Origin of the sequence: Brevundimonas sp., assembly GCF_029946145.1 — a bacterium.
GTDB lineage: Bacteria > Pseudomonadota > Alphaproteobacteria > Caulobacterales > Caulobacteraceae > Brevundimonas.
In genome coordinates this window covers 498,557-518,939 of sequence record NZ_JAQSDY010000027.1, presented here as the reverse complement: position 1 = coordinate 518,939, position 20,383 = coordinate 498,557, and the positions used below count along the sequence as shown (strand labels likewise).

The window sequence follows — 20,383 nt, the reverse complement described above, 5'->3', positions numbered from 1 at the left end:
GACGCCGCACCGTCATGCACCGGGCTGGTGAAAGCGGGGATAAGTCCTAACGAGGCATTAAGGACGGGCTTTTCGGGGAGGGGCCGACCATGGCGGCTGGGCGCCGTTAACCCCTCATTAAGGATCTCCACAGGCGAACCGGTGACGGATGACGGCCTTGGGATGAACCGGCCCGGCGATGCATGTCTCGTCCACCCCTGTCCCCGCTCGCCGCCCTCGTCCGGCCCGGCTATAGGGAAAGACCGACAGCCGCGGGCCAACGGCGCCCCGCCCCGTCCACAGGAGTCTCGCACATATGGACAGCCGCCGATGACGCCGGGCGCAACAGGGACGGGCCGGACCACGGGACCGACGCGACTGGCCACCTATTTCCATGTCCACCTGGTCTCGGATTCCACCGGGGAGACCCTGAACGCCATGGCCAAGGCCGTGGTGGCGCGCTTCGACGGAGTCATTCCGATCGAGCACATCTACGCCCTGGTGCGGAACGACAAGCAGATGGAGCGGGTGCTGGAGGAGATCGCTTCCTCGCCGGGCGTGGTTCTGCATACCCTGGTTGATCGGGAGCTGCGCGAACAGCTGGAAGCGGGGTGCCGCAGGCTGGACATGCCGCAGATCGCGGCGCTGGATCCCCTGGTCGGCGCCCTGTCGCGCTATCTGGGGGCGGCCCTGTCGACGCGGGTGGGGGCGCAGCACGCGCTCGACACCGACTATTTCAACCGCATCGCGGCGCTGGACTTCGCCATGGCGCACGATGACGGCCAGGGCACGACAGCCCAGCTGGAAAGCGCCGATGTGGTGCTGTGCGGGGTCAGCCGCACCTCCAAGACCCCGACCTGCATCTATCTGGCCCACCGCGGCATCCGCGCCGCCAATGTGCCGCTGGTGCCGGGTCAGGAGGACGGCGAACGGCTGGTCGGGCTGAAGAATCCGCTGATCGTCGGCCTGACCGTGTCGCCCGATCGGCTGGTGCAAATCCGCAAGAACAGGCTGGACGGGCTGAACGCGACGCGGGCGTCCTCCTATGTTGATCACGACGCCGTGCGCGACGAGACGGTCAGGGCGCGCCGGGCGTTCGAAAGGCGCGGCTGGCCGGTTATCGACGTGACCCGTCGTTCGGTCGAGGAGACGGCCGCCGCGATCATCAATGTGCTGAACGAGCGCCGCACGCGCCGGCTGGGAGCGACCTGGTGAGCATTTCCGGTGCGCCGTCGACCCTCGGGCTGCATGAGCGCGGCGAGCGTCTGATCCTTGCATCAAAGAGCGTCGCCCGCCGGGCCATGCTGGAAGGCGCCGGCGTGCCGTTTTCGGTCCAGGTCGCCGACATCGACGAGGATGCGGTCAAGGCCACGCACGACCCGGCCGACGCCGCGGGACTGGCGGTCGAGCTGGCTCGGGTCAAGGCGCTGGCGGTTTCGCGACACGATGCGGAGGCCTGGGTGCTTGGGGCGGACCAGACCCTGGCCTTCGAAGGCGGGCTGGTGTCGAAGGCTGCTTCCCGGGACGAGGCGCGGGACGGGCTGATGGCGATGCGGGGCAAGGCGCACCAGCTGCATTCGGGCGCGGCGCTGGCGCGGTACGGGCAGGTGTTCTGGTCGGGCGTCGACACGGCGACAATGCGGGTGCGGAATTTCTCGGACGGTTTTCTGGACGCCTATCTGAAAGCCGAGGGCGACGGACTGCTGGCCTGCGTCGGATCCTATCGGCTGGAGGGGATGGGCGCACAGCTGTTCGAGGTGGTGGAGGGCGACTATTTCACCGTCCTGGGTCTGCCGCTGTGGCCGGTGCTGGAAGAGCTGCGGCGGGCCGGAGTGCTGCGGTCATGACCATGGTTGCGGGCGTCGCCGGACAACCGATCGCGCATTCCCTGAGCCCGGTCATCCACGGGGCGTGGATCGCGGCGGCGGGACTGGACGCGGTCTATCGCGCCTTCGGGCCGGCGGACGCCGACGCCTTCGCCGAACTGGTGGATCAGGGACGGCGCGGAACCTTGCGAGGACTGAACGTGACGGCTCCGTTCAAGGGGCAGGCGCTCGCCCTGGCGGATGAGGCGGGTGAGACGGCGCGGACCTGCGGCGCGGCCAATCTGCTGGTGTTCGAGGGCGGCCGGGTCCGGGCCGACAGCACGGACGGTCATGGTCTGGTGGCCGCCCTGGCCGAACAGGCCCCGGGTCTGGACGTACGGGGCCGCCCGGTAATCGTGCTGGGCGCAGGCGGCGCGGCGCGGGCGGCGGCGGCGGCGCTGAAGGCGGCGGGAGCCCGGGTCGGGGTGCTGAACCGGACGGTGGAGCGGGCGCGGGTGCTGGCGGTTGATCTGGGGGTGGCGGTGGCTGACGTCGGCGCCCTGGGCGAGGCCGCGCTGGTGGTCAATGCGCTGAGCGTTCCGCCGACGATCGATCTGGCGGCGCTGCCGGATGACACGGTGCTGATGGACATGACCTACCGGCCGCTGGTCACCGCCTTTCTGGCTGAAGGGCGGGCGCGAGGGCTGACGACGGTGGACGGGCTGGCCATGCTGATCGGTCAGGCGAGGCCGTCGTTCCGGGCGCTGTTCGGCGTCGAGCCGCCGGATGTGGATGTGCGGGCCGTGGCGCTGCGGGCTTTGGGAGAGGCGGCGTGATCGTTCTCGGCCTGACCGGCTCCATCGGCATGGGCAAGTCGACGACGACGGCGATGTTCGCCGACGCCGGGGCGCTGGTCTGGAACGCCGACGACGCCGTGCACCGGCTCTACGCCCGGGGCGGCGCCGCCGTGGCGCCCGTAGGCGAGGCGTTTCCGGGGGTGGTGGTGGACGGGGCCGTGGACCGGGCGCGACTGGCCAGGGCGCTGGGGCGGGACGAGCAGGCGTTCCGGCGGCTGGAGGCCATCGTCCATCCGCTGGTGCTGCAAGGGCGACTCGGGGATCTGGAGGCCGCACGGTTGCGGGGCGTCAGGCTGGCCGTGCTGGACATTCCGCTGCTGTTCGAGACCGGCGGCGACGCCGGGGTGGACGCGGTGGTGGTGGTGACGGCGCCGGCCAAGGTGCAGGCGGCGCGGGTATTGACCCGGCCCGGCATGACCCGTGAACGGTTCGAGGCCATCCTGGCGCGGCAGCTGCCGGACGCAGAAAAGCGCCGCCGGGCGGACTTCGTCGTCGATACGGGCGAGGGGCTGGAGGCGGCGCGGGCCCGGGTCGAGGAAATCGTGGGGATGGTTCTGGCTCCGGGATGGTCGCCGCCCCGGCGCGGCATCTGAGCGGGCCGCGATCGTCGGCCCTTCGGGACCTCCCGACCCCACGCGGCCCTTTCGAAACCGGGCGAAGCGCGCCAATAAGGGGCATGTCCCGCGAAATCGTTCTCGACACCGAAACCACCGGCTTCGATCCCCGCACGGGCGACCGGATGATCGAGGTCGGCTGTATCGAGATCGAGGATCTGCTGCCGACGGGAAGGACGTTTCATCGTCTGATCCATCCCGAGCGCCTGATCCCGGCCGACGCAATCCGGGTGCACGGGATCACCGACGATCATGTGAAGGATGCGCCGAAATTCGCGGAGATCGTCATCGACCTGTGCGACTTCATCGGCGACGCGCCGATCATCGCCCACAACGCCCAGTTCGACCGCAATTTCATCGATCACGAGTTTGGCCGATGCGGCCGGGCGCTGTTCCCCGAGGACCGCTGGATCGACACGCTGAAGCTGGCCCAGACGCGGTTTCCGGGCATGGCGAACTCGCTGGACGCCCTGTGCAAGCGCTACAAGATCAGCCTGGTCGAGCGCAGCCTGCACGGCGCCCTGATCGACGCCCGGCTGTTGGCCGAGGTCTATCTGGAGCTCAAGGGCGGCAAGGAGCGGCGGCTGGACCTGTCGGCGTCGCGCGTCGTCACCGCGGCGGCGGCGGCCCATGCGGCGGCCGGCTATCCCCCGCGCCCAAGACCGCTCCAGCCCCGCGGGAGCGAGGCGGAGCATGCGGCGCACGAGGCTTTCCTGCAGGCGACGCTGAAGGACTGGTCGCTGTGGAAGGGTTACGGCGTCGAGGTCGAAGCGGCCTGACCGCCTCTCCCTCCCCTTCATGGGGAGGGACGATCGCGCAGCGATCCGGGTGGGGAATTGCAGCCGCGGGGCCGGATGGGGGTTGCTTCAAACTTCCCCACCCGGGCTCGGCTCACGCCTCGCCGTCCCTCCCCACTTCGGGGGAGGGAGAGTTTCCGCTTAAGCCTTGCCGCTCTCGGCCGGGCCGCGGGCGATGGACTGCTGGCGGGCGACGTAGATGCCGGCGAAGTCGATCGGGTCCAGCATGAAGGGCGGGTAGAAGCCGCCGTCCGAGGTGGCGCGGGCGATGATCTCGCGGGCGAACGGGAACAGGTAGCGCGGGCACTCGATCAGGAGCAGCGGCTCGATGTCCTGCTCGGGCACGCCCTGCAGGGCGAACAGGCCGCCGTACTGCAGTTCGACGTTGAAGACGGTCATGGCGTCGGTGGTGGCCTTGATGGTCAGGCGCAGCTCGACCTCGAACAGGCCGTCGGGACGCCCCTGGGCGTTCATCTCGACGCCCATGTCGATGGCCGGCTTGCCGTCGACGCGCAGGCTGTCGGGGGCCTTGGGATTCTCGAAGGACAGGTCCTTGACGTACTGGGCCACGATCCGGAAGCCGGGTCCTTGCGGGCCCTGGGCGGCGTCAGCAGCGGGCGCGGCAGGCTTGGCGTCGGCGGGAGGGGCGGCGTCGGTCATCGGTCGGGTCTGTCTGAAGAGGGTGAACGGCGCCATTTCAGGCGCCCGGAAGGCGCGGCGACTAGCACGAGGCCGGGGGTGCGGCAACGACGCTCGCCCAACCTCAGCAGCGGTTCATGTTGCGCGCCCCTATATGAGCCCCTAATCGTCAGTCGCCGCGGCCGTCGTTTCGCGGACGCCAGCCAAGGATTGCCAGTGCCGCCGGTCCAGATCCAGATCGTCATCTTCGCCGTGATCGCCGCCATCGTCCTGTTCCAGCTCTATAATGTGCTGGGCAAGAAGGTCGGGCGGCAGCCGGAAGAGGATGCGCGCGCCAAGCCCGCCGCCCTCGCGACGCCGGGGGTCCGTCCGGATCAGGCCGCCGGCCGTCCCAATGTTCTGGACGCCGTGACCCTGGCCTCGATCGCCAGCCTGAAGGCGCGCGACCCGAATTTCGACCCCGTGCGCTTTCTCGAGGGCGCCCGTCAGGCCCATGAGACCATCGTGCGGGCCTATGCCGCCGGCGACCGCGAGACGCTGAAGCCGCTGCTGACCCCGACGGTCATGGCCTCGTTCGAGGCCGGGATCGCGGCGCGCGAGGCCCGGGCCGAGAGCGAGGTCGCCGAATTCCTGCACCCGGCCCGCGCCGATCTGGAACAGGCCTCGGCCGAGGAAGACCGCGCCACCGCCAAGGTCCGCTTCCTGGCCGAACTGCGCAATACCGTGACCTCGGCCGATGCGGCGGCCGAGCCGCAGATCGAGGAACGGCGGGTGGCCGAACTGTGGACCTTCGAGCGGACCCTGGGCGCCGCCGACCCCAACTGGGTTCTGGCCCGCACCGAACCCGCCGCCGCATGATCGCGGGCGGCGTGCGCCGCTGGCGAACTCCCCGGGCCGGCGCCGCCGCCCTGGCCCTGACGATCCTGCTGGCGGGGTGCGTGACCGCGCCTCTCGCTCCAGCCCCTGTTCCGGGCGAGCCCCGGCCCGCGCCGCCGCGTCCGGCTGCGGACGCGGGCCTGAGCCCGACCGTGCTGCCGGGCTGGAACGGCGAGGATCATCTGGCGGCGTTCGAGGCCTACGCCGTCGGCTGCACGGCGTCGCGGGAGCCGGCGGCCCGCGCCCAGTGCGACCGGGCCATGAGGATCAAACAGACCTCCAGGCCGGTGACGCCCTCGGCGGCGCGGGCTTTTTTCGAGAGCGGCTTCACCGTCGTGGCGGCGGAGACCGAGGATGGCCGGCCCGGCCTGCTGACTTCCTATTTCGCGCCGGAGTATGCCGCGCGCACCGCCCCGAACGCCGAGTTCGATGCGCCGGTTCTGGCCCGACCGGCGGGCTGGACGCGGGGCCAGACCCTGCCCGTCCGCGCCGATATCGAGGCGGACCCGGAGACGGTCTCGGGCGCGCCACCGCTGGCGTGGATGCGGGCCGAGGACCTGTTCTTTATGCAGATCCAGGGGTCGGGTTATCTGACGCTGGAGGACGGGTCGCGGGTCCGCGCCGCCTACGCCGCTGACAACGGCCGGCCCTTCACCGGCATCGCCCGGCCGATGGCCGAGCGGGGACTGTTGCCGCCGAACGGGACCTCGGGCGACGCCATCCGCGGCTGGCTGGCGGCGCATCGGGGGCCGGAGGCGCGAGAGGTCATGGCGCTGAACGCCCGCTACATCTTCTTCAAGCTGGACCCCGACGACGGCGGCGACCCGGCCGGGGCGGCGGGGATCCCGCTGCCGGCGCGGCGCGCCATCGCCGTCGATCCGGCCAGCTGGCGCTATGGCGATCTGGTGTGGATCTCGGCCGACGGCGGCAACCTGGCCGGGGCGCGGGGCGGGTATCAGGGTCTGGTCGTGGCGTTGGACACCGGCTCGGCTATTCGCGGGCCGGTGCGGGCGGACCTCTACATGGGCCGCGGCGAGGCGGCGGGGGCCGAGGCGGGGGCGGTGCGCCATCCGCTGCGGATGTGGCGGCTGGTTCCGCGCGGGTAGGTTCTGTCGTCATCCCGGCGAAGGCCGGGACCCAGCGGCGCGCGAGAGCGCGAACCTGTCGGGAACAGGGCTGGTAGATGCAGCGTGCGTGAACAGATCGCCTTCGGCGCCGCTGGGTCCCGGCCTTCGCCGGGATGACGACAAGGGGGTGGGGCGCGGGCCATTCATTCGATTGTCAAAGACGGACAGGCTCAAGCGCTTTCCGGCGTCGCCGCCGAAAAGTGCGGGGAGGTGGCGGAGCGCGGGCGGCTGGCCCGGAACCGATAGATGGCCCCCTGCTTTCGCGTTACGGGGACCGGGATGTGTTTTCGGCGTCGCCGCCTTCGCTCCGCGTGATCGCGGCTTCCGAGCGCTTCGGGGCGGGCATCCCATGGCCAACCGGGGTGTCGCCAGTTTTCGGCCCCCGATCTCTCGCCATTTAGGCCCTTTCGAAACTAAGCCCGGACGGGCGGGGGCGGCCAGGCCCCCGGGCTCCTCCGTTTCAAACCGGAGGACAGTCCCTTCGCACGCCGGAGGGGGGAGCAACCCGTCCTCTAGGGTGGTCCAGTTCCGCCGCGCGCGCCGCCCGAAGGCGAGGCGCGGCGTCCCGCAACGATCACTCCCGCCGCACGTGATTGGCCCTGGCGCCAGACGCCCTCCCCCGCGACGGGATGAGGAGAATGATAGGGGGCCGGGACCCCGTGCTGGCAATAGAGTTTGGGAAAAGCAGAAGCCGTTGATGCGGTGAGATATTCTCTCGCCAAAGCGACTATAGGTTCGCGGAGTAGCGTCACAGTTTTCCTGTCGTCATCCCGGCGAAAGCCGGGACCCAGCGGCGCCGAAGGCGACCTGTTCACGCACGATGGATCTGGCAGACGTATCCGCGACAGGTTCGCGCTCGCGCGCGCCGCTGGGTCCCGGCCTTCGCCGGGATGACGACAAGGGGGTGTGGTTGTGCGCTCAGGCCCTCCCCCAGGGAGGGGGGCCCCATCACCGCCGCTTCAACCCGCCGAGCAGGCCTCGCAGCAACTCCCGCGTCAGCGTCGAGCCCGCTGTCCTGAGCACCGACTTGGTCGCCGCCTCGATCGGCGTCTCCCGGGTCGAGCGGCGCGGCGCGGCGCGGGGGCGGGCGGCTTCGCGGTCGTAGCGGGCCTGTTCCTTCGCGCGGGCGGCGGCCTTGTCGGCGTCTTTCGCGGCGGCGGCGTCGGCTTTCGCGCGGGCTTCGGCCAGTCTGGCGTCGGCGGCGGCCTGATTTTCCTCGCCACGCCGGGCGGTGAGGATTTCCTCCGCGGATTCGCGGTCGACCATGGCCTCGTAGAGGCCGCGCACCGGACTGGCGGCCATGACGGCGGCGCGTTCGGCGTCGGTGGCGGGGCCGAGGCGGCTGTCGGGCGGGCGGATCATGGTGCGGGCGACGACGCGGGGGGCGCCCTTTTCGTCGAGGGCCGAGACCAGGGCCTCGCCCACGCCCAGACCCTGGATGGCCTCGGCGGTGTCGAAGGCGGGATTGACGCGGAAGCTTTGCGAAGCCGCCTTCAGGCCGCGCTGCTCGGCGGGGGTGTAGGCGCGCAGCGCATGCTGGATGCGGTTGCCCAGCTGGGCCAGGACGCTGTCGGGAATGTCGGCCGGGTTCTGGGTGACGAAATAGACGCCGACGCCCTTGGAGCGGATCAGGCGCACGACCTGTTCGACCTTTTCGCGCAGGGCGTCGGGCGCATCATTGAACAGCAGATGGGCCTCGTCGAAGAAGAAGACGAGGCGCGGCTTTTCGGGGTCGCCGACCTCCGGCAGCTGTTCGAACAGTTCCGAAAGCAGCCACAGCAGGAAGGCGGCGTAGAGGCGCGGACTGGCCATCAGCTTCGTCGCGTCGAGAACGTTCACCTGGCCGCGGCCGTCCAGGCCGGTGCGCATCATGTCCTCAAGCTTCAGGGCCGGTTCGCCGAAGAAGGCCTTGCCGCCCTGTTGTTCGAGCTGAAGGATGGCGCGCTGGATCGAGGCGATGGAGGCGGGGGCGACATTGCCGACCTCGCGGCCGATACGCTCCGAATTCTCGCCGACATAGGCCAGCATGGCGCGCAGATCGTCGAGGTCGAGCAGCAGCAGGCCTTCCTTGTCCGCGACGTGGAAGAGGACCGACAGCACCCCCTCCTGCACGTCGTTCAGATTCAGCATCCGCGCCAGCAGCAGGGGGCCGATCTCGCTGACCGTGGTGCGGATCGGGTGGCCCTTGAGGCCGTACAGGTCCCAGAAGACGACCGGGGCGGCCTTCGGCTGGAGCGTCAGCCCCATGGAGGCGGCGCGGGCCAGCAGTTTCTCGTTGGGCGAGCCGGGAACGCAGATGCCCGACAGGTCGCCCTTCACATCGGCGCAGAAGACCGGGACGCCGGCGTCGGAAAAGCCCTGGGCCATGATCTGCAGGGTCACGGTCTTGCCGGTGCCGGTCGCGCCGGCGACCACGCCGTGGCGGTTGGCGCGGTTCAGCAGCAGGATTTCCGGCAGGCCGGGACCACTGGCCGGCGCGCCGTCCATGGATTGGCCGAGGAAGATGCCGGGCGCGTCGGTCATGGAGAACTCCTGAATGGGCTTTACCCTGTCGCGGCGAGCGGCGGGCTTCAAGCGCCATGTCGAGATCATTGACCGGACGCGCGACGCCGCCGACGATGCGGACATGAAACCGCCCATCGCCCTGCCGGCCTCCACCGTCGCGCGCAACGCGCTCGTGCTGATCGCCGTGGTGGCGGCCGGGGCGGCGCTCTACTGGCTGCGGGGCATACTGACGCCGCTGGCCATGGCCGTCTTCCTGATGATCATGATCGACGGCGTGAAGCGGTCGATCGAGGACCGGACCCCCATTCCCGGTCGCTGGGCCGGCGCGGCGGCCCTGCTGCTGGTCGTCCTGGGCTTCTTCGCCTCGATCGCCCTCATCGTGAACGGAGCCACGGGCTTCTTTGACGAGGCGACGGGCATCACCACCCGGATAGGGCCCCGGATCGACCAGATCCTGATCGACGGCGGGCGGCTGTTCGGGATCAAGGCGGCCCCGACGGCGGCCGAGCTGCTGAGCCAGCTGGACGTGCGCGGCTATCTGGCCGGCGCCGCCAGGCAGGCCCAGGGGGTGCTGTCGGGCTCGTTCTTCGTCATGGTCTATCTGGCCTTCCTGCTGGCGTCGCAGTCCGGGTTCCGGCGCAAGCTGGTCGGCCTGTTCCCCGCCCGCGAGTCCCGGTCGGAAGCGCTGGAGGTATTCCAGCGGGTGCGCGGCGGGGTCGAGGGCTATCTGTGGGTGCAGACGGTGACGGGGGCCATGATCTGCGCCGCCGCCTGGCTGCTGATGCGGGCCGTGGGCCTTCAGAACGCGGAGTTCTGGACCTTCGTCATCTTCATCGTCGGTTTCATTCCGGTGCTGGGCGGGGCCGTCGCGGGTCTGGCCCCGCCGATGTTCGCCCTGGTGCAGTTCGAAAGCTACTGGCCCGCGGCGGTGCTGCTGGTCGGGCTGCAGGCCATATTGTTCATCAGCGGCAACATGATCCAGCCGCGCATGCAGGGCGACAACCAGAACATCGATCCCGTGGTGGTGCTGCTGTCGCTGGCCCTGTGGGGGCAGCTGTGGGGCGTGGTCGGCATGTTCCTTTCGACGCCGCTGGCGGTCATGGCCATGGCCATTCTGGCCGAGTTCAGGGGCTCGCGCTGGATGGCCATCCTGATGTCGGGCGATGGCGAACCCTATGCCGACGAGGACGACCCCGGGCCCGCGCGAAGCAGGCGGGTCCGCGTCAACCCGCCGCAGGGGGCGGCCGATTGAGGGCGTTTCACCGCCCTTGATTGGTCACAACCGGCGCCTATCTCATCCCTGTCGCCGCGGCCCCTCCCCTCCCCCAAGCCGCGGTGGACAGATCGGCGCCAACCCTCCCCCTCCCGGGCGCCGATCCCAAGCAGGCCGCCGGACGAAAGTTCGGCGGCCTTGTCTTTTCCAGGGTCCCGCGTGCGGAATCGCGCCGCGACATCTCCGCAACAGGCCCGCCCCTTCGAGAGACAAAGGACGTGTTCGGACGGAACGCGCCGAATTCCGCCACGTTAGCGGCGCGGAAGGGCGAACCGCGGACAGTCCGCGAAAGCTCCCAGGATACCTCCCCATGTACAAGTCTCTCTCCGCCGCGTCCCTGGCGGTTCTGCTGGCCGGCGTCGCCGCGCCCGCCCTGGCCCAATCGGTTCCCGACTGGAGCGGCCCCTACATCGGCGTCTACGGCGGCGTGGTTGAGAACAATGAGGACGCCGGCGAAGGCCTGGTGTTCGACCGCGATTTCGACGGCCAGTTCGACGACACCGTCGTTCTGAGCGGCACGACCACCAACGCCTTCGGTCCCGGCTCGTGCGACGGCTCGGCCACGGCCCAGGCCGCGGGCGACAGCTGCGACGTCGACCCCACGGGCGTCGATGGTTCGATCCGCGCCGGCTATGACATGCAGTTCGGCCCGCTGGTCGTCGGCCTGGTCGGCGAACTGAGCGCCGTGGATCTGGAAGACTCGGTCACGTCCTTCAGCACCACGCCGGCCGCCTATGTCTTCACCCGTCAGGTGGAACAGATGGCCGCCCTGCGCGCCCGCGTCGGCTTCGCCGTCGGCCCGGCCCTGCTCTATGCGACCGGCGGCGCCGCCAAGGCCAAAGTCGAGAACAGCTTCCGCACCACCAACGGCGCCAACAGCTTCACCGAAACGGTCAATGAGGACGACGCCGACGGCTATCAGCTGGGCGCCGGCGTCGAGTGGAAACTGGCCCGGAACCTGTCGGTCACGGGCGAGTACCTGTATTCCAACCTGCAGCCCGGCGATCATGTCGTCCGCGTCGGTCAGGGGACGGCTCCGGCCACCAACCCCTTCGTCCTGGCCCCCAACACGGCGGGCACGGATATCACCCGCGGCAACGACGGTCTGGAGCTGCACGCGCTCCGCATCGGCATGAACGTCCGCTTCTAGGTCCCTTCCAGGATCGACGATCAGCGACGCCGGCTCCGGAAACGGGGCCGGCGTTGTCGTTTTCGGGGTTCCCGGAACGGGCCGACTGGCCTAGTCAGGCGGCCGTCTGACAGCACCCTTGCCCCTGCGGCGAAGCGGCCTAGTCTGGCGATCACTCCAGCGGCCGATGCAGAGGCCGCGTCTGCAAGAGACCTGCCCATGTCCGGCGAACTGGCTGCCAAGCTCCCTCAGGCGATCACCCTGGAGGAACTGGAGGCCGGGTTTGCGAGCGCGGTCGGCGGAAAGCCCGGCCCGGAGGCGAAATCCTATCTGCTGCAGGCATGGGACGACTACGCCGCCGACGAGGCGCCCGAACTGGGCGGCGCCGATCTGGCGGCCCTGCTGGCCTCGGTCTGGCGCTCGGCGGACGGCCGCAAGGCGGGCGAGACCGCGCGCATCAGCCTGGGGCCGCTGACCGGCGCCGACGGCCGGCCGACCGGCTATGACAGTCTGGCCATCGTCCAGGAGGACCGACCCTTCCTCGTCGACAGCGTCATGGGCGAACTGGCCGAGGCCGGGGTGACGGTGCGGTCGATGTTCCATCCGCTGGTCGAGCGGGACGGCGGGCGGGTCTCGGTGATCATCGTCGTTCTCGACCCCCTGCCCCAGGAGCGCCGCGACGCCCTGGGGGAAGGCCTCGCCGCGACCATGGGCGACGTGCGCAGCGCCGTGGCCGGTCACGCGGCGATGAACGCCCTGATGGCGCGCTCGATCGCCCATCTGGAAACCTCGCCCCCCGGGGTGGACGCCGAGGTCCTGGCCGAGAACCTGGCCTTCCTGCAATGGCTTCAGGCCGATCATTTCGTCTTCCTCGGCGCGCGCGACTACGACTATCCGCGCAACAAGGACGGCGGCTATGAGGCCGAGGCGCCGCTGTCGCAGTCGGGCGCCGGCCTGGGCGTGCTGGCGGACCCGGACCGCACCGTGCTGCGCCGCGCCAATGAGCCGGCGGTGCTGACGAAATCGATGAAGAAGCAGCTGGACCTGTCCGAGCCGGTCACCGTGGCCAAGGCCAATGTGCGGTCGCGGGTCCATCGCCGCGCCTATATGGACTATATCGGGGTCAAGCGGTTCGGGCCGGACGGCCGGCCGTCGGGCGAGACCCGCTTCGTCGGCCTGTTCACCGCCGAGGCCTATGACAAGACCGCGACCCAGGTGCCGCTGATCCGCCGCAAGGTCGCCAACGCCCTGACCCGCGCCGGCAAGACGCCGGGCAGTCACAACGAAAAGCGGCTCAGGAACATCCTCGAGAACTATCCGCGCGACGAACTCTTCCAGGTCACCGAGAACGAACTGCTGGAGATCGCGCTGGGCATACTGCACCTGCATGACCGGCCGCGGATCAAGATCTTCACCCGCAAGGACCCGTTCGACCGCTTCGTCTCGATCCTGGCCTTCGTCCCGCGCGAGCGCTTCGACGCCTCGGTCCGTGAACGGATCGGCCGCATCCTGGTGCGCGCCTGGGGCGGGCGTCTGTCGGCCTGGTATCCGCAGCTGTCGGACCAGCCGCTGGTGCGAATCCACTATATCATCGGCGTGACGCCCGGCGATCATCCGTGCCCGGATCATGCGGCGCTGGAGGCCGAGGTCGCCGAGGCCGGGCGCAGCTGGATCGACCGGTTCGAGGCCGCCCTGCGCGCCGCCGACGTGGACGATGTCGCCGTCGGTCCGCTGAGCGCGCGCTGGGCCGAGGCCTTCGGCGCCGGCTATCGCGACCGGTATGACGCCGACGAGGCCGTGCGCGACCTGCAGGCGGTCGACGGGCTGAATGAGTCGGGGCAGGTCGGGTCGGGCGACCCGGTATCCGTGCGCGCCTTCCGCACACCGGCGGACGGCCCGCTGAATTTCCGCTTCAAGCTGTACCGCCGGGGTTCGGCGGTGCCGCTGTCGGATGTGCTGCCCATTCTCGCCGACATGGGGATGAAGACGCTGGAAGAGTGGGGCCATGCCCTGCACCCGTCGGGCGACGCCGACATCCATGTGCACGAGTTCCTGCTTGAGGACCCGCGCGGCGGGAGTCTGAAATTCGAGGATGTGAAGGGGCCGTTCGAGGCCGCCTTCTCGGCCGTCTGGACCGGGCTGACCGAAAGCGACGGCTTCAACCGTCTGGTGCTGGAACTGGGCGTCGACTGGCGCGAGGCGGCGCTGGTGCGGACCCTGGCCCGCTATCGCCAGCAGACCGGTCTCGATCCGTCGCAGGCCGTGCAGGAAGAGGCGCTGCGCGACTATCCGGCCGTGGCGCGGGCCATTCTTGCGCTGTTCGAGGCGAAGTTCGACCTGGCGAAGGGCGGCGACGCCGCCAGCCGGGAGGCCGAGGTCGCCAGGCTGGGCGAGCAGATCAACGCCCTGCTGCAGAATGTGAAGAGTCTGGATCATGACCGCGCCCTGCGGCGCCTGGCGCTGCTGGTGCGGGCGATCAAGCGAACCAACTACTACCAGACCGGCCCGGACGGCCGGCCCAAGCCGCATATCTCGATCAAGATCGCCTCGCGCGAGCTGGCCGACCTGCCGCTGCCCAAACCCTTCCGCGAGATCTTCGTCTGGGCGCCGCATATCGAGGGCGTGCACCTGCGCTTCGGGCCGGTGGCGCGGGGGGGCCTGCGCTGGTCCGACCGCCGCGACGACTTCCGCACCGAGGTGCTGGGCCTGGTCAAGGCGCAGCAGGTCAAGAACGCCGTCATCGTGCCGGTCGGCTCCAAGGGCGGCTTCTTCCCGAAATGCCTGGCGGCGATCGTGCGCGCCGGCGGCGACCGCGACGCCCAGCAGGCCGAGGCCATCCGCGCCTACAAGACCTTCCTGTCGGGTCTGCTGGACATCACTGACAATATCGACAAGTCCGGCGCGGTGGTTCCGCCGCCCCAGGTCATCCGCTTCGAGGGCGACGACCCCTATCTGGTCGTGGCCGCCGACAAGGGCACGGCGACCTTCTCGGACATCGCCAACGGCATATCCCGCGACTACGGCTTCTGGCTGGACGACGCCTTCGCCTCGGGCGGCTCGGTCGGCTACGATCACAAGGAGATGGGCATCACCGCCCGCGGCGCGTGGGAGGCGGTCAAGCGTCACTTCCGCGAGATGGGCAAGGATATCCAGAGCGAGCCCTTCACCGTCGTCGGCGTCGGCGACATGAGCGGCGACGTGTTCGGCAACGGCATGCTGCTGTCGAAGGCGATCAAACTGGTCGCGGCCTTCGATCACCGCGACATCTTCCTTGATCCGAACCCGGATCCGGCCAGTTCCTGGGTCGAACGGGAGCGGATGTTCAAGGTCCCGCGCTCGTCCTGGCAGGACTATGACAAGTCGAGAATCTCGAAGGGCGGCGGGGTCTTCCCGCGCTCGGCCAAGTCGATCGAGCTGAGCCCCGAGATCAAGGCGGCGCTGGACATCCAGGACGATGTGCTGGACCCGGCCGCCCTGATGAAGGCCATCCTCAAGGCTCCGGCCGAGCTGCTCTATTTCGGCGGTATCGGGACCTATGTGAAGGCGCCGCACGAGAGCGACGCCCAGGTCGGCGACAAGGCCAATGACGCCATCCGCATCGACGGCGCCGACGTGCGCGCAAAGGTGATCGGCGAAGGCGCCAATCTGGGCATGACCCAGGCCGGGCGCATCGCCTTCGCCCGTTCCGGTGCAGGCGGGGCGGGCGGCCGGATCAACACCGACGCCATCGACAATTCGGCGGGCGTGGATTCGTCCGACCACGAGGTCAACATCAAGATCCTGACCGGGGCGGCCATCGCCTCGGGGGCGCTGAAGGCCGGGGACCGTGACGCCCTGCTGGCCTCGATGACCGACGAGGTCGGGCTGAAGGTGCTGGTGCACAACTACGACCAGACCCTGGCCGTCTCGCTGCAGGAGGCGGAAGGGCTGGCCGCGCTCGATTCCCAGCAGCGTTTCATGCAGTGGCTGGGGTCCAGGGGTAAGCTGGACCGCAAGGTCGAGGGCCTGCCCGACGATGTGAAACTGGCCGAGATGAAGGCCGCGGGCCAGGCGCTGACCCGGCCCGAGCTGGCGGTGCTGACGGCCTATTCCAAGCTGGAGCTGTTCGACGACATCGTCGCCTCGACGGCGCCGGACGACGCCTTCTTCAAACGGACCCTGGTCCGCTATTTCCCGGCCCCCCTGGCCAAATACGAGGCCGACATGCAGCGGCACCGGCTGCGCCGCGAAATCGTCTCGACCATATTGTCGAACGAGATCGTCAACATGGCCGGCCCGACCTTCCCCGAGCGGTTGCGCCAGTCGGCGCGGTGCGACACGGGCGCCATGGTCGTCGCCTTCGAGGCCGCGCGTCAGATCTTCCGCCTCGACGAGGCCTGGGATGCGGTGTCGGCCCTGGATCTGAAAATTCCGGCCGAGGCCCAGACGGTGCTGTACCGCGAGATCGCGACCGTGCTGCGCCGCCAGACCTTCTGGCTGGCCCGCCGGGCCATGCGCAAGGACTGCACCGTCGACCAGCTGATCGAGGCCTATCGCCCGGCGGCGGACGCCCTGCGCGCCGCCGGCGGCGCGGTGCTGTCGCGCTTCGAACAGGCCGGACTGGAAAGCCGGGTCCAGACCTTCATCGGACTGGGCGCGTCCGAGGCCATGGCGCGCGACTTCGCCATGCTGCGGCCGCTGGTCGCCACGGCCGACATCGGCGATCTGGCGCGCGAGGCGGGCTGGCCCGAACCGGCCATGGCGATGCTGTACCATCAGGTCGGCGCGGCCTTCGACTTCGACCGGCTGAGGTCGGCGGCGAACAATGTACCGTCGGCGGATCATTTCGACCGGCTGGCGGTGCGGCGTCTGATCGAGGATCTGATGGCGGAGCAGGTGCTGCTCACCCGGGCCGTGGCCAGGGCGTCGAAAGTCTCGGTCGGGGCCAGCGAGGCGGCCGCCGAGGCGGCGGTCGACGCCTGGATCGGACCGCGTCAGGCGACGGTGGAGGGCGTGCGCACCTCGGTCGACGAGATCGAGGCCTCGGGTTCGGGCTGGACCTTCGCCAAACTGACCATCGCCAACAGCGCCATTCGTGAGATAGCCTCGTCAGCAAGCTGACGAAGCCTTCTTGTCGGGCCGCGGTCAAAAGGCTCCGCCTTTTGATGCTTCGCGCCGCCCTTTGGGTCGACCCGACGCGGCCTGGCGCTTCGCGCCTGCGTCCGGGTTCTGATAGCTTCCGGGGTTGAGGGAGAGGGCCGATGCCGCGCAAGTTTCTGGTCGTCGTCGATGACAGTCCCGAGTTCGAGTCCGCCTTGCGCTATGCGGCGCGGCGGGCGCGTTCGACGGGCGGGCGGGTGACGCTGCTGCGGGTGATCCCGGCGGCGGCGTCCGACGCCCACTGGGCGGGGGTGCGCGAGGAGATCGAGCGCCAGACCCGGGTCGAGGCCGAAGCCCTGCTGAACAAATGGGCGGAGGAGGCGGCCGAACGGTCGGGGGCCACGCCGGTGCTGCTGATAGAGCGGGGCGAGCCCCAGGACGCCATCCGCAAGGTTGTCGGCGAGGACGCCGAGATCAAGATTCTGGTCCTGGCCGCGGGCCACGGCGGGCGGGGACCCGGGCCGCTGGTCTCGGCGGTGGTCAAACAGGGCGCCGCCTTCACGGGCCGCAAGCTGCCGGTGACCATTGTACCGGGCGAGCTGACCGAGAAGGACATCGAGGATCTGGCGTGACGCAGTCAGCCTCTCCCTCCCCTTCATGGGGAGGGATGTCGGCGCGCAGCGACGACAGGGTGGGGTATGGTGAAGCAGACCGTGCGGCGGTTCCCCACCCGTCTGTCGCTGTGCGACAGCCACCCTCCCCACGAGGGGGAGGGAGACCGTCATAGGGCCTTGAACCAGCGCCTCGCACGGCGCATCTGAGCGCCATGTTCATCCAGACCGAACCGACGCCCAATCCGAACGTCCTGAAATTCCTTCCCGGGCGGGACGTTGCGAATTCGCCGACCGACTTCGTCAGCGCGGAAGAGGCGGCCGCCTCACCCCTGGCCGAGGCCCTGTTCGCGCTCGAGGGCGTGACCGGCGTCTTCTTCGGCTATGACTATGTCTCTGTGACCCGGGACGCCCAGGGGCCGGAGTGGAGCACGATGAAGGCGCCCATCCTGGCCGCCGTGATGGACCAGTTCGTCTCCGGCGAGCCGTTGATGCGGAACGCGGCGCCGGCGGCGCACGCCGACATGGGCGAGGACAGCGAGGTCGTGGCCGAGATCAAGCAGCTGCTGGACAGCCGGGTTCGTCCGGCGGTGGCCCAGGACGGAGGCGACATCCTGTTCGACGCCTTCGACGAGGAGACCGGCGTCCTGACCCTGCGCATGCGCGGGGCCTGCGCCGGCTGCCCGTCGTCTTCGGCGACGCTGAAGACCGGGGTCGAGCAGATGATGAAACACTACATCCCCGAAGTGACCCGCGTCGAACAGGTGCTTTGAAGGTTCCTGGGCGCTATCGCTCGCGACGCGGTCGCTGCTGCTTGAGTGCTCCTGAAACGAATCCGTCCTCGCTTCCGCGCGCGGACGGCGCCATCATCGCCCCATGCCCCGGTTTGAAAGCGACGAGGATGCCCGGCGTCTCGGCGAGGCCCTGGCGGCCTTGCGCCGCGAGGCCGGCCTGAGTCAGGCCGAGGCCGGACAGCGCGCCGGCATGACCAGCCAGGGCTGGGGCCTGTACGAGACGGGCAAGCGTCCCGGCCTGTTCCGCCCCGACGTGCAGCGGCGGCTGACGGCCGCGATCGGCGCGACGGCGGAGGCGCTGGCCCTGGCGCGGGGTCCCGCCGACGAGAGGCCGGAGCGGCCGGGCGATACGCGCGGCGTGGCGAGCACGGGCCGGGGCTTCACCGGCGCGCCCCCGGCGGCTGCCCCGGGCCGGCGAGTGCAGCTTTCCAACGACGACCTGGCGCCCTGGGCCGCCTCGGGCGTGGTGCTGGAGTATGAACCGGGCCGCTGGCCGCGCCGGGATCAGGGTTGCGTCATCGAGATGGCCGACGGCGAGACGCGGGTCAGGCTGTATGACCGGGCCGACGCCGAGGTGCTGGTGGTGCGCGGGGGCGCGGGCGGCCTGGGCGCCGAGGAACGGATCGCGCGCGCCGACACCCGGTCGGTCTCCGCCGTCGTGGCGCGGCTGGAGCACTGAATGAAACTTTTTAGTTGCGCTATTTTCGGTTCCATGAAACCTTTCCGTGTGGAAAGGGAGGCGAGCGCTCATGGCCAGAACAGGCGGACGGAACGATGTGGACGCCTATGTGGGCGCGCGCATCAGCCTGCGGCGGTCGGCCCTGGGCCTGTCCCAGAGCGCCCTGGCCCAGCAGCTGGGCATCAGCTTCCAGCAGGTGCAGAAGTACGAGACGGGTCAGAACCGCATTTCGGCCTCGCGGCTGCACCGGGCCGCGACGGTGCTGGGAACCTCGGTCGAGAGCTTTTTTCCCCCGGTCGAGACGGCCCGGGGCGCGGTCGACGACGGCTGGGCCGGGTTGCGCTTCATCACCGCCACGACCGACGGCCGGACCGTGGCGACGGGCTTTCCGATGATCGAGGATCGCGAGGTGCGCAAGGCGGTGGCGCGGATCGTTCAGGCCCTGGCGGGGGAGCCCTGAGCGGGTCTTCGGAGGCGGGGGCGTGAGGGTTCTGGTCGTCGACACGGCGCTGGGCCTGTGCACCGCCGGCGCATTCGAGGTCGAGGGGACGGAGGTTCGCCGGCTGGGCCTGCGGTCAGAGCTCATGACCAAGGGGCATTCGGAACGGCTGGCGGGGTTCGCGCGTGACGCCATGGCCGAGGCCGCGCTGGCGTTCGAGGCTGTCGACCGGATCGGGGTGACGGTGGGGCCGGGGTCGTTCACGGGTCTGCGGGTCGGCCTGGCCTTCGCCCAGGGCCTGGGCGCGGCCCTGGGGCGACCGGTGGTCGGGGTGTCGAGTCTGGATGCGCTGGCGGAGTCCGCGGGGGCGCCGACGGGTTCCGTGGCGGCCCTGATCGATGCGCGGCGGGGGCAGGTCTATGCGCGGTTCTGGACGGCGGGCGTCGCCGGGGGGCCGCCCGAGGCCCTGTCGCTGGAGGCGGCGGCCGGGCGGATCGCGGCGCTGGCGCCCGGGGCCGTGCTGATCGGCTCGGGCGCGGCGCTGTTCGCCGAAGCGTTCCCGTCCCTGACGCAGAGGCCGCTGGCGGGACCGGGCCCCGAGGCGCTGGCCCGGCTGGCGGCGGCGGCCGATCCAGCGACATCGCCGCCCCGGCCCCTGTATCTGCGGGCGCCCGACGCCACCCCGCCCAGCCGCCTGCCGGGGCAGGCCCGGCCCGCGCGGCCGTCATGACCGATGTCGCCGAACGGCTGGCCGCGCTGCACGCCGAGGCCTTCGACGCGGCGTGGGACGCATGGGCGTTCGAGAGTCTGCTGGACCAGGCCGGGGTTCATCTGGCCGAGGACCCGGACGGTTTCATCCTGATGCGGACGGTCGCCGACGAAGCCGAGATCCTGACCCTGGCCGTGCGGCCCGGGGCCCGGCGGCGCGGCCTTGGCGCGGAACTGGTGGCGTGCGGCGCGGCCGATGCGGCGGCGCGCGGGGCGATGCGGCTGTTTCTGGAAGTGTCCGAGGACAATGCGGCGGCGCGCGCCCTCTACGCCCGCGCGGGGTTCCTCGAGGTCGGGCGGCGGCCCCGCTATTACGCCCGGGCGGATGGTTCGCGACGGGACGCCTTGCTGCTGGCTCTCGACCTGACCGCACGGCTTCCATAAGTCGGGCGGCCCGCCTATCCTTGCGCGC

Annotated in this window: 18 protein-coding genes; 16 read left to right on the top strand and 2 right to left on the bottom strand. The window is 70.2% G+C overall.

Annotation, left to right across the window (positions count from 1 at the left end; translation table 11 throughout):
• The first annotated feature begins 309 nt into the window (after window positions 1–309).
• From PSV23_RS14700 to dnaQ, 5 genes are all read left to right on the top strand, one after another.
• Window positions 310–1,194 carry a pyruvate, water dikinase regulatory protein gene (locus PSV23_RS14700; RefSeq protein WP_300470337.1) on the top strand — a complete coding sequence of 295 codons (885 nt, stop codon included), beginning with the start codon at window positions 310–312 and terminating at the stop codon, window positions 1,192–1,194.
• The gene (locus PSV23_RS14695; protein WP_300470334.1) at window positions 1,191–1,826 is read left to right on the top strand and encodes a nucleoside triphosphate pyrophosphatase; all 636 of its coding nucleotides are present in this window, start codon (window positions 1,191–1,193) and stop codon (window positions 1,824–1,826) included. The genes PSV23_RS14700 and PSV23_RS14695 overlap by 4 nt, the downstream gene beginning before the upstream one ends.
• Complete coding sequence (locus PSV23_RS14690; RefSeq protein ID WP_300470332.1) at window positions 1,823–2,620, top strand: shikimate dehydrogenase; 798 nt, start codon at window positions 1,823–1,825, stop codon at window positions 2,618–2,620. The genes PSV23_RS14695 and PSV23_RS14690 overlap by 4 nt, the downstream gene beginning before the upstream one ends.
• Window positions 2,617–3,234 (top strand): dephospho-CoA kinase, encoded by a 618-nt coding sequence (gene coaE / locus PSV23_RS14685; RefSeq protein WP_300470330.1) that lies wholly within the window; start codon window positions 2,617–2,619, stop codon window positions 3,232–3,234. The genes PSV23_RS14690 and coaE overlap by 4 nt, the downstream gene beginning before the upstream one ends.
• A gap of 83 nt (window positions 3,235–3,317) precedes the next feature.
• The gene (gene dnaQ, locus PSV23_RS14680) at window positions 3,318–4,034 is read left to right on the top strand and encodes a DNA polymerase III subunit epsilon (RefSeq protein ID WP_300470328.1); all 717 of its coding nucleotides are present in this window, start codon (window positions 3,318–3,320) and stop codon (window positions 4,032–4,034) included.
• Window positions 4,035–4,193: 159 nt separating this feature from the next.
• Here the strand turns inward: dnaQ and secB are convergent, their stop codons facing one another.
• On the bottom strand, window positions 4,194–4,712 hold the full coding sequence (gene secB, locus PSV23_RS14675) for a protein-export chaperone SecB (RefSeq protein ID WP_300470326.1): 519 nt from the start codon (window positions 4,710–4,712) through the stop codon (window positions 4,194–4,196).
• 189 nt (window positions 4,713–4,901) lie between these two features.
• Here secB and timA point away from each other — a divergent pair, with 189 nt between their 5' ends.
• Complete coding sequence (gene timA, locus PSV23_RS14670; RefSeq protein ID WP_300470324.1) at window positions 4,902–5,549, top strand: TIM44-related membrane protein TimA; 648 nt, start codon at window positions 4,902–4,904, stop codon at window positions 5,547–5,549.
• Window positions 5,546–6,673, top strand: coding sequence for an MltA domain-containing protein (locus PSV23_RS14665; protein WP_300470321.1), 1,128 nt, complete (start codon window positions 5,546–5,548; stop codon window positions 6,671–6,673). The genes timA and PSV23_RS14665 overlap by 4 nt, the downstream gene beginning before the upstream one ends.
• A gap of 969 nt (window positions 6,674–7,642) precedes the next feature.
• Here the strand turns inward: PSV23_RS14665 and PSV23_RS14660 are convergent.
• Window positions 7,643–9,217, bottom strand: coding sequence for a helicase HerA-like domain-containing protein (locus PSV23_RS14660; protein WP_300470319.1), 1,575 nt, complete (start codon window positions 9,215–9,217; stop codon window positions 7,643–7,645).
• Window positions 9,218–9,230: 13 nt separating this feature from the next.
• Between PSV23_RS14660 and PSV23_RS14655 the strand changes: the two genes are divergently transcribed.
• The 9 genes from PSV23_RS14655 (at window position 9,231) to PSV23_RS14615 (ending at window position 20,355) form a co-directional block, all read left to right on the top strand.
• The gene (locus PSV23_RS14655) at window positions 9,231–10,451 is read left to right on the top strand and encodes an AI-2E family transporter (RefSeq protein ID WP_300470317.1); all 1,221 of its coding nucleotides are present in this window, start codon (window positions 9,231–9,233) and stop codon (window positions 10,449–10,451) included.
• A gap of 331 nt (window positions 10,452–10,782) precedes the next feature.
• Entirely contained in the window at window positions 10,783–11,622 is an 840-nt protein-coding gene (locus PSV23_RS14650; RefSeq protein ID WP_300470315.1) for an outer membrane protein, read from the top strand.
• A 198-nt stretch (window positions 11,623–11,820) separates the two neighbouring features.
• Window positions 11,821–16,701 (top strand): NAD-glutamate dehydrogenase, encoded by a 4,881-nt coding sequence (locus tag PSV23_RS14645; protein ID WP_300470313.1) that lies wholly within the window; start codon window positions 11,821–11,823, stop codon window positions 16,699–16,701.
• Window positions 16,702–16,841: 140 nt separating this feature from the next.
• Entirely contained in the window at window positions 16,842–17,312 is a 471-nt protein-coding gene (locus tag PSV23_RS14640) for a universal stress protein (RefSeq protein WP_300470310.1), read from the top strand.
• Window positions 17,313–17,506: 194 nt separating this feature from the next.
• Entirely contained in the window at window positions 17,507–18,064 is a 558-nt protein-coding gene (locus tag PSV23_RS14635) for a NifU family protein (RefSeq protein WP_300470308.1), read from the top strand.
• 103 nt (window positions 18,065–18,167) lie between these two features.
• On the top strand, window positions 18,168–18,764 hold the full coding sequence (locus PSV23_RS14630; protein WP_300470305.1) for a helix-turn-helix transcriptional regulator: 597 nt from the start codon (window positions 18,168–18,170) through the stop codon (window positions 18,762–18,764).
• A gap of 70 nt (window positions 18,765–18,834) precedes the next feature.
• Window positions 18,835–19,224, top strand: a complete 390-nt coding sequence (locus tag PSV23_RS14625; RefSeq protein ID WP_300470302.1) for a helix-turn-helix transcriptional regulator — start codon at window positions 18,835–18,837, stop codon at window positions 19,222–19,224.
• Window positions 19,225–19,246: 22 nt separating this feature from the next.
• Window positions 19,247–19,933: a tRNA (adenosine(37)-N6)-threonylcarbamoyltransferase complex dimerization subunit type 1 TsaB gene (gene tsaB / locus PSV23_RS14620; protein ID WP_300470300.1), complete on the top strand. Its 687-nt coding sequence runs from the start codon at window positions 19,247–19,249 to the stop codon at window positions 19,931–19,933.
• Entirely contained in the window at window positions 19,930–20,355 is a 426-nt protein-coding gene (locus PSV23_RS14615) for a GNAT family N-acetyltransferase (RefSeq protein WP_300470298.1), read from the top strand. The genes tsaB and PSV23_RS14615 overlap by 4 nt, the downstream gene beginning before the upstream one ends.
• Window positions 20,356–20,383: the final 28 nt, after the last annotated feature.

Coding starts and splice junctions, on each gene's coding strand:
- PSV23_RS14700 (WP_300470337.1), top strand. CDS start 310: ATGACGCCGGGCGCAACAGGGACGGGCCGGACCACGGGACCGACGCGA.
- PSV23_RS14690 (WP_300470332.1), top strand. CDS start 1,823: ATGACCATGGTTGCGGGCGTCGCCGGACAACCGATCGCGCATTCCCTG.
- dnaQ (WP_300470328.1), top strand. CDS start 3,318: ATGTCCCGCGAAATCGTTCTCGACACCGAAACCACCGGCTTCGATCCC.
- secB (WP_300470326.1), bottom strand. CDS start 4,712: ATGACCGACGCCGCCCCTCCCGCCGACGCCAAGCCTGCCGCGCCCGCT.
- PSV23_RS14665 (WP_300470321.1), top strand. CDS start 5,546: ATGATCGCGGGCGGCGTGCGCCGCTGGCGAACTCCCCGGGCCGGCGCC.
- PSV23_RS14660 (WP_300470319.1), bottom strand. CDS start 9,217: ATGACCGACGCGCCCGGCATCTTCCTCGGCCAATCCATGGACGGCGCG.
- PSV23_RS14655 (WP_300470317.1), top strand. CDS start 9,231: ATGGGCTTTACCCTGTCGCGGCGAGCGGCGGGCTTCAAGCGCCATGTC.
- PSV23_RS14650 (WP_300470315.1), top strand. CDS start 10,783: ATGTACAAGTCTCTCTCCGCCGCGTCCCTGGCGGTTCTGCTGGCCGGC.
- PSV23_RS14645 (WP_300470313.1), top strand. CDS start 11,821: ATGTCCGGCGAACTGGCTGCCAAGCTCCCTCAGGCGATCACCCTGGAG.
- PSV23_RS14640 (WP_300470310.1), top strand. CDS start 16,842: ATGCCGCGCAAGTTTCTGGTCGTCGTCGATGACAGTCCCGAGTTCGAG.
- PSV23_RS14635 (WP_300470308.1), top strand. CDS start 17,507: ATGTTCATCCAGACCGAACCGACGCCCAATCCGAACGTCCTGAAATTC.
- PSV23_RS14630 (WP_300470305.1), top strand. CDS start 18,168: ATGCCCCGGTTTGAAAGCGACGAGGATGCCCGGCGTCTCGGCGAGGCC.
- PSV23_RS14625 (WP_300470302.1), top strand. CDS start 18,835: ATGGCCAGAACAGGCGGACGGAACGATGTGGACGCCTATGTGGGCGCG.
- PSV23_RS14615 (WP_300470298.1), top strand. CDS start 19,930: ATGACCGATGTCGCCGAACGGCTGGCCGCGCTGCACGCCGAGGCCTTC.